This is a genomic window from Pedobacter foliorum (genome assembly GCF_013266735.1).
GTDB classification, from domain to species: Bacteria; Bacteroidota; Bacteroidia; order Sphingobacteriales; family Sphingobacteriaceae; genus Pedobacter; species Pedobacter foliorum.
Genome location: NZ_JABSNU010000008.1, coordinates 40,725 through 54,474, shown reverse-complemented (window position 1 = coordinate 54,474; position 13,750 = coordinate 40,725). Strand labels below are relative to the sequence as shown.

Genomic DNA, 13,750 nt, shown 5'->3' with positions numbered 1-13,750 from the left:
TTTAAAAAATATCAAGTGTGGTTATAATGCTGGATTTTCTGAATATGCTTTCCACTGGTCATCTAAAGATTTACCTGTTTCCTTTTCCCATATTTCGTTTGTATAAGTGTGATCGCGCAAACTTGAGTCTAGTTTTTGAACTATTCCCTTGTTGCCGTGATTTTCTAACCATGCAAGGAATCTTGCGGTTATTCTATAGCTATTTTTATAAGTGTGTGTGTTTTTAAACTCTGGAAGTGCCCAACCTGCACCTGGATTATCTACGCCAAACTTATATCGCACGTAATCTGCAATGCCTTCGGTAAGCCATCCCGGTCCTTTACTACGGCCATAATTCTGAACTATGTGCATTACTTCGTGAGTTACCACATCTACATCTCCCGGGAATTTCTTGAAATAAGCTGAGCTGTAAGTTACCTTACCTCCTCCTGTTGCTGCAACCCCATCATAGGCGGTATCTATCTCAAAATAGACTTCCTTATCGGTTTTTTTATTGTACTCTTTACTAAGTTGGGGATAAACTTTAAAGAAAGTTTCTATCATTTTCTTTTTTAGTGCAGGGTCAAATGTTGGATCCTGACTGGTAAAATGAAGCGTAAGTCCATTTTTTTTAATGGTTTCTTTTTCCTGAGCCTTTAAATGATATCCAGAGATCATCACCAAAGCTGCAGCGCATAATAATGTTGTGGTCCGTTTCATATTAAACATTAAATTTAATCGATTTAGCACACAAATAAACATAATAAAATGAAGATTCCCTAGCTGATGATGGTAACAAAGTAATCATATAAAGATTAGAGTTATTTTGACTGCATTTATATTTAGTAAAGCAAGATAGAGTTTTTTTTATTTACTCTTATAAATATTCCGTTGAAACAAAAAAGCTAAAACATCTTAAAATGATGTTTTAGCTTTTAAAGATACTTTATTCTCTATTTAATTAAGCCGTTACATTTTGGCTAACAATCTGTTTTACTTTTTCAACTACAAAATCAAGTTCTTCTTTCGTGTTGTATTTGCTAAAAGAAAACCTTACCGATGGACGATTAGGATCAGCAGCTATACCGGTTAGCACATGCGACCCAATATTAGATCCTGATGAACAAGCACTTCCACCAGAAGCAGAAATCCCATTAATATCAAGATTAAACAAAAGCATATCGGCCATATCCATCGCCGGGAAAGAAACATTTAAAACAGTGTACAAGCTTTTTTCAGGCGCTGTTTCTCCATTAAAAAATAGATCAGGCACTTCATTGCTTAACCTTTCCATCATATAGGATTTTAACTCCTGTATATAGTTTTGATGTTGTTCCATTTCTCCGTACGCTATTTGCAAAGCTTTTGCTAAACCAACAATACCGTAAACATTTTCTGTTCCACCGCGCATATTACGCTCTTGAGCACCTCCAAAAATCATTGGACTGATTTTTACGGTATGGTTAACATAAAGGAAACCAACACCTTTAGGGCCATGCAATTTATGAGCTGCACATACAATGAAATGAGCTTTAAGCTTTCTTACATCATGTACATAATGCCCCATGGTTTGTACGGTATCACAATGATAGATAGCATTATATTGTTCACAAATATCTCCTACTCTTTCCAGATTAGTTAAAGTTCCTAATTCATTATTTGCATGCATTAGGGAAACAAAAGAACGCTCATTGTTTTTAAGCAACTCTTCTAGGTGATCATAATCGATATTACCTTTAGCATCTACATTAACAAAGCTAAGCTTATCAATTACACCTTGCTGCAAAAGCATATTCAGCGTATGCTCTACAGCATGGTGCTCAATTTTAGAAGTAATGGCGTGTTTGATATTAAAGGCAGCAATACCACAGCGAATAGCCGTATTGTCTGCCTCAGTACCTCCTGAAGTAAAGAAAATCTCTGCAGGCGTCGCATTTAAAAGTCCGGAAACAGTTTTCCTTGCCTTTTCAATCAATGTACGTACCTCACGTCCCTGGGCATGTATGGATGATGGATTACCATAATAAGAATTCATCACTTTAACCATTTCCTCTATCACTACTGCATCCAGGGGTGTAGTTGCAGCATTATCTAAATAAATTCTTTCCATTTTTTGTATTAGCTCAGTTTTAATATTTCTTTGATGTCGGAGATGATTTTAGTAGCCAAACCTTCAGCTACAGTTTCAGATCCGGCCTCACTATAGATACGAATAATTGGTTCTGTATTTGATCTGCGCAGGTGTACCCACTCTTTATCAAATTCAATTTTCAAACCATCAATTGTACTGTTTGGCTGATCTTTATATTTCTCCTGAACTTTAACCAATAAGGCATCAATATCCATTTCTGGAGTTAATGTGATCTTATTTTTAGAAATGTAATACTCAGGATAGCTTTTACGCAACAGTGAAATAGATTTACCAAATTTAGCTAGGTGAGTTAAAAACAACGCAATTCCAACTAAAGCATCACGACCGTAGTGAAGTTCAGGGTAGATAATTCCACCATTTCCTTCTCCACCGATAATTGCATTTGTAGCTTTCATTTTGTTAACCACGTTAACCTCACCTACTGCTGATGCATTGTAAGTTCCACCAGATTTTTCAGTAACATCTCTAAGTGCTCTTGTAGAAGAAAGGTTAGACACAGAGTTACCCGGTGTGTTTTGAAGGATATAATCTGCTACAGCTACTAAAGTATATTCCTCACCAAACATTGATCCATCTTCGCAAACAAAGCACAAACGATCAACATCAGGATCTACAACGATACCAAGATCAGCATTTTTACTTTGTACAACTTTAGCTATTTCAGTTAAGTTTTCTGGAAGTGGTTCAGGATTGTGAGGGAAGTGACCATTTGGCTCACAATACAATTCATGAACGGTTTCAACACCTAAAGCTTTTAGTAAAGCAGGTACAAATATACCTCCGGTTGAATTAACACAGTCAATCGCAATTTTAAAATTAGCAGCTTTGATGGCTTCAACATCTACCAATGGCAAAGCCAAAATTATGTCAATGTGTTTTTGTAGGTAAGTGTCGTTACTTACTACTTTGCCCAAATCATCAACATCAGCAAATGCAAATTCAGATTTCTCTGCAATTTCAAGAACATCCTTACCATCCGCATCACTAATAAATTCACCTTTCTCATTAAGGAGTTTCAACGCATTCCACTGTTTTGGATTGTGGCTCGCTGTTAAGATTATACCGCCACCGGCATTTTCCATAGGAACAGCAATTTCAACAGTTGGTGTGGTAGATAAACCAAGATCGATTACTTCAATACCCAAACCTTGCAGGGTACCAATAACCAGATTATTAACCATTTCGCCAGAGATCCTGGCATCACGGCCAAGGACAATTTTTTTGTTATTTGTTTTGCTGATTACCCACGAACCATAAGCTGCAGTAAACTTTACAATGTCGATTGGGGTTAAACCATTACCGGCAATACCACCGATTGTCCCCCTTATTCCAGAAATAGATTTTATTAGTGTCAATTTGTTGATTATTTTTTTCCAAAAATAACAAAAAATAGGCAAAGCAGGTTAACGGAGTACCACGCATTCGTAAAAAAATACTCGGGGAGCTAGCGATAAAATTGTTTTATGAGAACAATTTTATCTAAGTTTGTTTTTTTTCTAAAACATCAAAATACAGGCTCTATGCAGCGAAAATGGTTCCAATATTGGTTTAACTCTCCTTTCTATCATATACTTTATAGTCAGCGTAATGATGCCGAAGCAGAGTTTTTAATTGACAACCTTTCTGCTTATCTAAAGCCAGCTGCTGATTCACGAATTTTAGACATAGCTTGTGGAAGGGGCCGACATGCAATTTACCTAAATAAAAAGGGGTATGATGTAACTGGAATCGACTTATCTGAGCAGAGCATTAAGTATGCACAGCAATTTGAACAAAAGAATCTTCATTTCTTTGTTCATGACATGCGGAAATTGTGTTTCATCAATTATTTCGACATTGCCATGAACCTTTTTACCAGTTTCGGCTATTTTGAAACGGAAAAAGACCATGTAAATGCCATTAAAGCTTTCAGAAAAGGCCTAAAAGCGGACGGGACATTAGTTATTGATTATTTCAACACGCAAAAGATCATTAAAAATCTTACCCATCAGGAAACAAAGACTGTTGAAGGTATAGAGTTTCATTTAAATAAATTTGTTGCTGAAGGAAAGATAATCAAACACATTAACTTTGAACATAGAGGTAAACCTTATGCGTTTGAAGAGCGTGTACAGGCCTTTACTCTTGCTGATTTTGAGCGTATGTTTGAAAAAAGTGGATTAAAAATCTCAGCAACTTTTGGAAGCTACGGATTAGACCCCTTTGATGAAACAAAGTCTGACCGGTTAATACTAATTTGCAAAAAAGCATGATAGAAAGTTTACAGCAATTTGATGTAGAACTTTTCCTTAAGATCCATAGAGGACTTGCCAATCCATTTTTTGATTGGTTGTTGCCTTTGATGCGCAACCGTTTTTTTTGGGCACCCCTCTATCTGTTCATTATCGTTTTCTCTTTTATTGAGTATAAAAAGAAGGGCTGGTATATTATCGGGATGTTATTAGTCACTTTCGCTATTGGCGATTTAGTATCATCAAGAGTTATTAAACCCTTAGTGGCCCGAATAAGGCCGTGTAATGAAATTACTCTAGTAAACGACATTATTCATCGTGTACCTTGCGGAAGTGGTTACAGCTTCCCTTCTGCTCATGCTACAAACCATTTTGCCATAGCGGTTTTTCTTATCTTTGTGTTTTACCACAGATGGAAGCCAATATTGCCTATTGGGCTCTTTTGGGCCTTTATCATTTCGTTTTCTCAGATTTACGTAGGTGTTCACTACCCTATAGATACTATGGTAGGCGCAATACTTGGTACGCTTATAGGCTTATTAACAGCAAAAATTTATAAAAAACTACAACCACAGTTATAATGGAAATCTGGAAAGTATTGATTCTATTTTTTAGTGCATTTTTAGGAGGTTCGGCTATCTTTTTAGTAAAAAGCGACAAATCTCAGCTATTAAAACTGATTCTCTCTTTTAGTGGGGCTTATTTGTTCGCTATAACAGTTTTACATCTAATACCGGATGCATATAGTGGCTCAGACCCGCAGGAAATTGGGATTTTTATCCTTATAGGGTTTTTATTACAGATATTTTTGGAACAGTTTTCTGAAGGTGTAGAGCATGGTCACATTCATAAACATCATGAAACTAAGGTTTTCCCTTATGGAATTATGATTAGCCTTTGTCTTCATGCTTTTCTTGAGGGTATGCCTTTAGCTAAGGATCAGCACAATGCACTGATCTTTGGAATTTCACTTCACCATATCCCTGCGGCCTTTGCTTTAGCGAGTATTTTAATGCAAAACCAATTCAAAAGAAGTAATATACTTGTTTACATAGGTATTTTTGCAGTAATGGCACCACTTGGATTTTATGTAAGTTATGGGCTTAGCAATGGCACCATAGGCGGTATCGAAAACTATTTCAATAGAATTATGGGAATTGTAATTGGTATCTTCTTACACATTTCCACTACTATCCTATTTGAATCAAGTGTAGATCATAAAGTATCTAAACGTAAAATGATTGCCGTATTATGCGGGATAGGCATCGCATTAATTGGATATTTTAGTTCAGCACATTCGCACTAAATTCTATAAAGGGGTTATTTTAACCCCTCATTTTATCAAGTAATATATTTAGATCCATCGCTTCCTGCTCCGTTAAATTTGATGAGATAAATACAGAAAGGCTAACTTCCTGATCCATGAGGGAAAGTAACTCCATCCCTTTATCACTAATTCTAATGTCTACAGCACGTTTATCAGTACCATTAGGTTCTTTTATAACCAGTTCTTTTTGCACCAATCTATCTACTATCCTTGAGGTATCGCTCATTTTATCAAGCATTCTCGACTTCAGGAGATTTATGGTAGATGGACTAGGGTTTTGTCCGCGTAAAATCCTGAGAATATTGAATTGTTGAGTGGTTACCTCATAAGGTAAAATGGCCTGTTTCAATTTGTCCGTACACCAATTGCTGGTATGGAACACATTTACAATGGCCTGGTGATGAATACTCTCAAATCGCGTGGTTAGCGTTTCTTTCTGCAACTGCATCTTTTCGTTAATTTATTTGTTTGGTGGTGTAGTTTTTACTTTTTCCTTTCCAAATCCCCATGGACAATGTTTGCACTTATTTTTACAGCAATACCCACGTTTTAGGTGGTAAGCTTCTGTAAAAACCATAAACCCATTCTCATTGAAGTAATAGTCTACACCTTCTTTCATCAATTAAGCAATTTAACTACCAAACTTTTTTCATAATGTTTCTGTAAATGGAACCCATTACCATGATTTGTCCAAACCTGCTTTGGTTTTACTTTCTCGATGGTTAAAACGATATCATTCCAATCTGCATGGTCTGATATATACAACTGAATTTCATGATTACTTTGCAAATGTTTCCAGCCTGTAGCAAATATCCGGATCACATTAATCGCTTTAAAATAGCTTTTAAAAACCATTGGAGGCACCATGTATACCATATCGGTATGATTATTCTTCATTACCTTACGGTCGTAGATTTCATATTTTCCAAGATTTACGCCCATTTGCTCATATATTTTCACAAAAGGCAACATACTATGGTGAACAAGTATCCTTTTTTCTGTACAGTAATCATTCATCAAACTGATCAGACGTTGACATTTTCCTAAAGCATAAGCCCCAAGCATGATATTGCTTTTAGTGGAGTTCAATTTAAGTATCTCCTCTTCCGCTACTGGGTGTTGCGTTTCAGGGTCCGCAAATGTTGTTTCAGTGATCAACACATCCGCTTCAACAAACTCTACAGGTTCGCAGGTTTTATCAGGTTGCAGCTTATAATCACCGGTATAAAGGTATTTCACTCCTTCATACTCCATTAACACCATTGCAGAACCTAAAATATGTCCGGCTGGGATAAAGCTTACCTTTACACCATTCACATCAAAGCTTTGATGATAATCCATAATATTGAATTCGTTACCCGCAAACTTTTTATAGCGATGAAGCATAAACAAAGAGGTTGCTTTTGTGCAATAAACATTAATATTGCCCCCAACAGCGTGGTCGCCATGGGCATGAGAAATCACTGCATTTTTTACAGCTTCTTTTGGGTCAAGATAAAAATTACCATACCTGCAAAACAGACCGGTTTTATCGATCTCTATAAAATCTTCTAATATCATTTAAGGTTTGGTATTAAGAAACAGCTGATGGAGATTCATTACTTGAGTAATGAGCGAATCTGTTTCATTATTATTAATTAGATAATCAGCCATTTCTACCTTCTTTTCGTCGATAAACTGCTTATCCATTCTTGCTTTAACCTGATCTTCAGTTACCCCATCACGTTTCGTTACACGAGCTAATTTGAGTGCTAAAGGAGCAGTTACCAGTATATTCTTATCGCACATTTTATAAGAGCCGCTTTCAAATAATAAAGCAGCTTCTTTAAGGATGTATGGTACATTTTTGGGCAACTTAATAACCCAGTTATCGAATGCTCTAAAAACTGCGGGGTGCACTAATGCATTTAATTTTGCCAGTTCATCAGCATTATTGAATACGATACCTGCAATATGTTTATTATTAAGAATGCCACCAGGCAGGTAACTTTCGTCACCAAAAGCATCTTTAACACCTTTAATAAGAATAGCATCATTTACCATGATTTCTTTAGCTACGGTATCAGCATAGAAAACCGGAATCCCCAGTGTTTCAAAAATCCTGCAAATAGTAGTCTTCCCGCTACCAATTCCCCCTGTAATCCCTACTTTTAACATTACTTTTCTATTATAAAATCAATCTTATCCGGAACAATATTTACCAACTTACAGTAATCCGGAAAGCGGGTTATCTTCACTCTCAATTGATTGTGCTTAAGCGTTCTCCACTCATCTAAATCAACAACCGCATCTATAAAATTCTCATTAATCTGCTGATACTTAGACAAAGCTACCAAAAAAGTGACTTTAACCTTTTTCGGGTAGAGCTTAACACTATAGTACTCCTTGTTGTTTATAATTCTCAGTGTCAGGTCTATTGTTTTTTCAGTAAACTCATCAATCGGCACCTTTACCTCGGCACTCGTCGGAAAAATGCTAACATTCTTCATCGTGTTTTGAGTCATTGCTATCCTTGAAACTGTGGTACCTTGAGCATCTTTGAGTTCTAAAGAATCAGTTGGCCAATCTTTAATTTTCTTCAGTTCTTCTTCGGGGCCTGATAAGGTCACATATTTAGGAATGATTTCAATATCATCTGAGACCCCATACTGTTTTACAAAGGTAAAATCTGATACCAGTTTTACTGGTACTCTTTTTACGGTTCTTTCTGAGAAATCAAAGTAAAGTGTATCTGGCTTTACTGAAATTATCTTTTGTGATGTTTCCAATTGTCTATTTACACTAAACAATTGCTCAGAAAAAAGAATAAAGTTGCGATTGTTTAATTTTTCGAGATTGATGGCTATTGATTGAGGTTTAACCCTTAGTCGTGCAAATAATAACTGCCAACCTGATCCTTCAACCTGCAAATCCACAGTATCTGATTGAAGTGCGTGGAAAGCGCGCTTTTGAGGAAAGTTTTTATAAACCAATACCGTTTTAGCCGTGTAAACGTATTTATTATTTAAAGCCATTAACAGCCATGCTCCAATTGCCAATAATAAACAGGTAATTAAAACCAGGAAGCGTTTGCGTTCTATTTTTGTAAGCTTTATAAACGGCATAATTGTAAAGTAAACAAACTTAGATAAAAATAAAACAAAAAAGCCGCTTCCGGATGGAAGCGGCTTTAAAAACATTATTTAAGTTATGCCTTTGGAGCGTCAACAGCTTTAGGGGCTGCAGCTTTTGTAGCATCTAAAGAGATTGCAGTTTTATCGAAACGAATTTTTGTACCACCTTCAACTTCAATAAGGAAAGTAGTATCATTCATATCCACAATTCTGCCATGTATACCTGCAGTAGTAACGATTTTATCTCCTTTTTTCAAATCTTCAACCAATTTTTTATGGTCTTTGGCTTTTTTAACCTGAGGTCTGATCATGAAAAAGTAAAACACTACCATGATTAATACCATTGGCACTAAAGTACTTAACATACTGCTACCACCAGCAGCCTGTAATATTATTGTCGATATCATATTGTTATTTTATAAATTTATTATTCTTTAATCTCTCCTGTTAAGTGTAGCTCAATTGCGCTGTTAAGTGCATTAGATCTAACCGAAACCACTTTATCTTGTCTGCCTGTTTTACCTGCACTGTTAAATACTACATTAAGCTCCCCAGCTTGCCCTGGTTTAATTGGCTCTTTTGGCACCTCAGGAACAGTACAACCGCAAGTTGCAATAGCATCTTTAATTATCAAAGGCATCCTACCTGTATTTCTGAATTTGAAACTATAAGAAACCTTTTCACCCTTTTCTATTGTACCAAAGTGATAATTGGTAGTTTCAAAAGTTAATACCGGTCCATCTACCTTACGTATTTCTGCTGCTTTAATAGAGTCTGCTTTCGCTGCAGCTTCTGCAGTATCAATAACAGGTGTTGTCGCATCAGTGTTTTTGTTAGTTTTAGATTGGCATGATGCTAATGTTAAAGCAACTGCTGCAAGTAACAAGATTTTCTTCATAAATATTTATTCTTCTATAAGTCCACGACCAATTTTAGTAATGCTATTTGTTCTTTTAAGGTCGCCCATAATTTTATCCAAGATACCGTTAATAAATGAATTACTTTTCGGCGTACTGTAATCTTTTGATAAATCAAGATATTCATTAATAGTTACCTTAACTGGAATTGATGGGAAATTTAGCAGTTCGCAAATCGCCATTTTCATCAAAATAGTATCCATCAAAGCAATACGCTCCGACTCCCAGTTTTTGGTACGTTCTGCAATAAGTGCCTGATAATCTTTATCATTCCTAAGCGTATAGATAAACAAATCTTCAACAAATTTGCTATCCTCTTCCCAATCCTGACTAATTGGAGTAAGCTTGTTTGCGAATGCATCTTCTGATGTAAAATTTTTGATAGTTTTAGCAACCATACCCTGCATCACCTCTTTATCAACAGACCAGTTGATAAATTTATCCTCAAAAGCCTGTATAATATTGTGGCTTTTTAGAATGATTTTTCTAAAGATAAATTTGATGATTGTTTTAGATTCTTCCAGACTATTATCCTGATCGGCAAGATATGCGGTGTACTCTGGAGTAACTTTCAAAGTATTGAAAATTGCTTTTACAAATTCCGGATCTGACATCCAGTTGATTTTGTATTTGTTTACAGCAGCAATGAAATCAGGATTATTCTTTAACGTAATGGCGAACGTATTGTTCAGCAATTTTAGGTTCGGATTAAGGTCATCTGCGGTAGGTAGGTGCTTATTAGCCCTTTCCAATGCATCAACACCGGTATATTCCGTAACCTCTACTAATAGAGAAAGCATCCAAATGTACATTTCATATACATTATCAATACTGTGCATAAGAGCCTTCTTAGATGAAGCTAAATCTCTTTTGTCTGTCATGTGCCAAGCAAATATATTTTGCAAAGCTTTAATTCTTAAGTGCCTTCTGTTTAACATGAATGTAAGAACGAGTGGTAAATTACCTGTTTATTAAAATGATGATTTTATTTTCTTTATATCTATTATTCTTTGTTCTGCAATGCGATTAGCTGCCCATATAGTCGGGATATTATCCTTCTTAGACATTTTAATTACATCACGTGTAGCATTGTAAATGTTCTCTGTAAGTTGCATGGTACGTTTTTTACCATACCCTGTAAGCTCAGAGTAACAGCTGATTAAACCGCCTGCATTGATCAGATAATCGGGAGCAAACAAAATCCCTTTATCTAAAAGTAATTTACCATGCACCTGCTCATCAGCTAGCTGATTGTTAGCAGAACCTGCAATGATAGCAAACTTCATTTTTTCAATGGTTTTAGAATTTACGGTTGCACCAAGAGCGCAAGGAGCGTAAATATCGGCATTTAAACCAAAAATTTTATCTGCAGAGATTGGCTTAGCTTTATAAGTACGGGCTACATGCTGCAAACGATCTTCATTGATATCGCTGATGTAAACTTCTACATTTTCAGCTCTAAGCAATTCAACCAAATGTTCTCCAACATTACCAATACCTTGCACTACTACCGAACGACCAGCAAGCATATCAGTACCAAAAACTTCTTTAACACAAGCTTTAATACCTAAAAACACACCTTTAGCTGTTGTTGGCGCAGGATTCCCGGCTCCTCCCAATGACTCAGGAACTCCTGTAACATGTTTGGTTTCCATCTGGATATATTCCATATCCCTTGTGTTGGTACCAACATCTTCGGCAGTAATAAATTCTCCGTTTAGGTTTTTAATGAATCTACCATAGCTACGCATCATGGCTTCAGATTTCCCTTTGTAAGAATCGCCAATGATTACCGCATTACCCCCGCCCAAATTAAGGCCGGTAATGGCTGCTTTATATGTCATTGCCCTCGATAATCGAAGCACATCTTCAAGAGCTTCGGCCTCGGTAGCATAATTCCACATCCTTGTTCCACCTATTGCAGGGCCCAATGTAGTATCATGAATAGCAATAATCGCTCTCAGACCGGTATCGGGATCATTACAATAAACAACCTTTTTATGCCCAGAGGCACCAATTTGATCTAAAACGGAATTTACGATAGAACTATTACCAGACATATAATTTTGTTTATCAGATAAGCCGCAAAACTAGTCAAAAAAACATTATTTACATTGTTTTAACTAAAGTCTTTGAAAAAATTATCACCATTTGGCTAACTTTACCTGCTCATGAAACATCTTCGGTTTTTAAACAAGTACTTTTATAAATATAAATGGTGGATTATTCCAGGAGTTTTCTTTGTGGTTATATCAAATATTTTTGGTGTAATCCCAGCTCAGGTTATTGGTCACGCCTTCAATTTAATTACCGAAAACATCCAGATTTACAGCTTATTTAATGGATTTGAGCGTCGTGAAATTATATACGACATTTTCTCTTACAGTTTATTGTATTTTGGTGCTCTTGTTTTAGTACTTTATTTGCTAAGGGGGCTGTTCCTTTTCTTTATGCGACAAACGATAATTCTCATGTCGAGACATATTGAGTACGACATGAAGAATGAAATTTATGCCCATTATCAAGAACTCAGTCTAGGCTTTTATCGCAGAAATAATACAGGCGATTTGATGAACCGAGCAACTGAAGATGTGAACAGGGTTAGAATGTATGTGGGGCCTGCAATTATGTACGCTATAAATACCGGAGTTCTTTTTTTACTGGTTATTTATGCGATGTTCTCTGTTAATGCCACATTAGCTATCTTTTGTTTGCTCCCTTTACCAGCATTGGTTATCATCATTTATTATGTAAATACGCTTATCAACCACAAAAGTGAGCAGATACAAGAGCAACTTTCAAATTTATCGAGTTTTGTACAAGAACGATTTTCGGGTATCAGAGTAATAAAATCCTATGTCCGTGAAGGACATACCAAAAAAGTTTTTGCTGCTGAGAGCGAGGGTTATAAGAATAGTGCAATGAGCTTGGTTAAAGTACAAGCGCTGTTTTATCCGACAATGCTCCTATTGGTAGGTTTAAGTACTATCCTCACCATCTATGTTGGTGGGAAGCAAGTAATTGACGGATCGATAACACCCGGAAATATAGCTGAGTTTATTGTATATGTTAATCAGCTTACCTTTCCTGTCTCCATGCTTGGATGGGTAACCACCTTGATACAGAGGGCATCTGCATCGCAAAAAAGAATTAACGAGTTTTTACAACTCAAACCAGATATTACCTCCAATACTCAGGAAAAAAGAGCCATAAATGGGAATATCAAGTTCGAAAATGTAAGTTTCACCTATCCGGATACCGGCATCACAGCTTTAAAAAATGTAAGCTTTGAAATTGAGCAGGGACAATTTGTGGCAATTATTGGCCGTACAGGATCTGGAAAATCTACCCTAGCCAATCTACTCATGAGAATGTATGATGTAGACGGAGGAAAAATAGTAATTGACGACAAGGCCTTAAAAGACCTTAATTTGCAAGATTATCGTAACCAGATAGGATTTGTGCCACAGGAGGTATTTTTGTTTTCTGACACGATAAAAAACAACATTGCCTTTGGTCTTGATGCAGTTAATGATCAAGAGGTTGAAACCGCAGCAAGAAACGCAGCCGTTTATCACAACATCATCGACTTTGAGCTTAAATTCGAAACCATGCTCGGAGAAAGAGGTATTACTTTGTCTGGTGGACAAAAACAGCGTGTTTCTATTGCCCGTGCATTGATTAAAGAGCCAAAGATTCTGATATTTGATGATTGTCTTTCTGCCGTTGATACCAGAACTGAAGAAGAGATTCTAAATAATCTAGGTAGAATCATGAATGACAAGACCAGTATCCTTATTGCCCACCGAATTTCTACTATAAAAAATGCTGACAAAATCTTAGTTCTTGATGATGGTCAGATCATTGAACACGGTACACATAACGAATTATTACAAAAAGGTGGTGCTTATGCAGAAATGTATCAGAACCAATTACTTGAGGAAGAAAGTCAATCTGTGTAATTTCTATTTTGAACTTTGGTAATTATTCCTTTATATTTACCCGAACCAAAACCAAGAGCTATAGCAACC

General features: G+C 36.2%; 16 protein-coding genes. 4 read left to right on the top strand and 12 right to left on the bottom strand.

All coding sequences use genetic code 11. The features are described from left to right. Window positions 1-21 precede the first annotated feature (21 nt). From HQN83_RS16320 to glmM, 3 genes are all read right to left on the bottom strand, one after another. A complete protein-coding gene (locus tag HQN83_RS16320) occupies window positions 22-699 on the bottom strand; it encodes a basic secretory protein-like protein (RefSeq protein ID WP_173091395.1) in 678 nt (225 codons plus the stop codon). A gap of 241 nt (window positions 700-940) precedes the next feature. Next, the gene (locus HQN83_RS16315; RefSeq protein WP_173091394.1) at window positions 941-2,089 is read right to left on the bottom strand and encodes a cysteine desulfurase family protein; all 1,149 of its coding nucleotides are present in this window, start codon (window positions 2,087-2,089) and stop codon (window positions 941-943) included. A gap of 8 nt (window positions 2,090-2,097) precedes the next feature. Further along, window positions 2,098-3,486 (bottom strand): phosphoglucosamine mutase, encoded by a 1,389-nt coding sequence (gene glmM, locus HQN83_RS16310; RefSeq protein WP_173091393.1) that lies wholly within the window; start codon window positions 3,484-3,486, stop codon window positions 2,098-2,100. A gap of 165 nt (window positions 3,487-3,651) precedes the next feature. On the opposite strand from glmM, the gene HQN83_RS16305 reads away from it, so the two are divergent. Genes HQN83_RS16305 through HQN83_RS16295 form a run of 3 tightly spaced genes read left to right on the top strand, consistent with a single transcriptional unit; the run spans window position 3,652 to window position 5,668 of the window. Beyond that, window positions 3,652-4,383, top strand: a complete 732-nt coding sequence (locus HQN83_RS16305; RefSeq protein ID WP_173091633.1) for a class I SAM-dependent methyltransferase — start codon at window positions 3,652-3,654, stop codon at window positions 4,381-4,383. Beyond that, window positions 4,380-4,943 (top strand): phosphatase PAP2 family protein, encoded by a 564-nt coding sequence (locus tag HQN83_RS16300; RefSeq protein WP_173091392.1) that lies wholly within the window; start codon window positions 4,380-4,382, stop codon window positions 4,941-4,943. Before HQN83_RS16305 ends, HQN83_RS16300 begins: the two co-directional genes overlap by 4 nt. Then, window positions 4,943-5,668: a ZIP family metal transporter gene (locus HQN83_RS16295; protein WP_173091391.1), complete on the top strand. Its 726-nt coding sequence runs from the start codon at window positions 4,943-4,945 to the stop codon at window positions 5,666-5,668. The genes HQN83_RS16300 and HQN83_RS16295 overlap by 1 nt, the downstream gene beginning before the upstream one ends. Window positions 5,669-5,687: 19 nt before the next feature. Here HQN83_RS16295 and HQN83_RS16290 read toward each other — a convergent pair whose 3' ends face one another. The 9 genes from HQN83_RS16290 to HQN83_RS16250 are packed head-to-tail and all read right to left on the bottom strand — an operon-like array spanning window position 5,688 to window position 11,779. After that, window positions 5,688-6,137 (bottom strand): MarR family winged helix-turn-helix transcriptional regulator, encoded by a 450-nt coding sequence (locus tag HQN83_RS16290; RefSeq protein ID WP_173091390.1) that lies wholly within the window; start codon window positions 6,135-6,137, stop codon window positions 5,688-5,690. A gap of 12 nt (window positions 6,138-6,149) precedes the next feature. Beyond that, on the bottom strand, window positions 6,150-6,308 hold the full coding sequence (locus HQN83_RS16285) for a DUF5522 domain-containing protein (RefSeq protein ID WP_173091389.1): 159 nt from the start codon (window positions 6,306-6,308) through the stop codon (window positions 6,150-6,152). Continuing rightward, complete coding sequence (locus HQN83_RS16280; protein ID WP_173091388.1) at window positions 6,308-7,249, bottom strand: MBL fold metallo-hydrolase; 942 nt, start codon at window positions 7,247-7,249, stop codon at window positions 6,308-6,310. Before HQN83_RS16280 ends, HQN83_RS16285 begins: the two co-directional genes overlap by 1 nt. Then, entirely contained in the window at window positions 7,250-7,846 is a 597-nt protein-coding gene (gene coaE, locus HQN83_RS16275) for a dephospho-CoA kinase (RefSeq protein WP_173091387.1), read from the bottom strand. After that, window positions 7,846-8,868 carry a YbbR-like domain-containing protein gene (locus HQN83_RS16270; protein WP_246254529.1) on the bottom strand — a complete coding sequence of 341 codons (1,023 nt, stop codon included), beginning with the start codon at window positions 8,866-8,868 and terminating at the stop codon, window positions 7,846-7,848. Before HQN83_RS16270 ends, coaE begins: the two co-directional genes overlap by 1 nt. 8 nt (window positions 8,869-8,876) lie before the next feature. Further along, window positions 8,877-9,209 (bottom strand): preprotein translocase subunit YajC, encoded by a 333-nt coding sequence (yajC, locus tag HQN83_RS16265; protein WP_173091386.1) that lies wholly within the window; start codon window positions 9,207-9,209, stop codon window positions 8,877-8,879. Between the two features lie 20 nt (window positions 9,210-9,229). Further along, window positions 9,230-9,700, bottom strand: coding sequence for a DUF1573 domain-containing protein (locus HQN83_RS16260; protein WP_173091385.1), 471 nt, complete (start codon window positions 9,698-9,700; stop codon window positions 9,230-9,232). A gap of 6 nt (window positions 9,701-9,706) precedes the next feature. Further along, window positions 9,707-10,657: a transcription antitermination factor NusB gene (nusB, locus tag HQN83_RS16255; RefSeq protein ID WP_173091384.1), complete on the bottom strand. Its 951-nt coding sequence runs from the start codon at window positions 10,655-10,657 to the stop codon at window positions 9,707-9,709. A 33-nt stretch (window positions 10,658-10,690) separates the two neighbouring features. Next, the gene (locus HQN83_RS16250; protein ID WP_173091383.1) at window positions 10,691-11,779 is read right to left on the bottom strand and encodes a Glu/Leu/Phe/Val family dehydrogenase; all 1,089 of its coding nucleotides are present in this window, start codon (window positions 11,777-11,779) and stop codon (window positions 10,691-10,693) included. A 111-nt stretch (window positions 11,780-11,890) separates the two neighbouring features. Between HQN83_RS16250 and HQN83_RS16245 the strand changes: the two genes are divergently transcribed. After that, window positions 11,891-13,681: an ABC transporter ATP-binding protein gene (locus tag HQN83_RS16245; RefSeq protein WP_173091382.1), complete on the top strand. Its 1,791-nt coding sequence runs from the start codon at window positions 11,891-11,893 to the stop codon at window positions 13,679-13,681. Window positions 13,682-13,750: the final 69 nt, after the last annotated feature.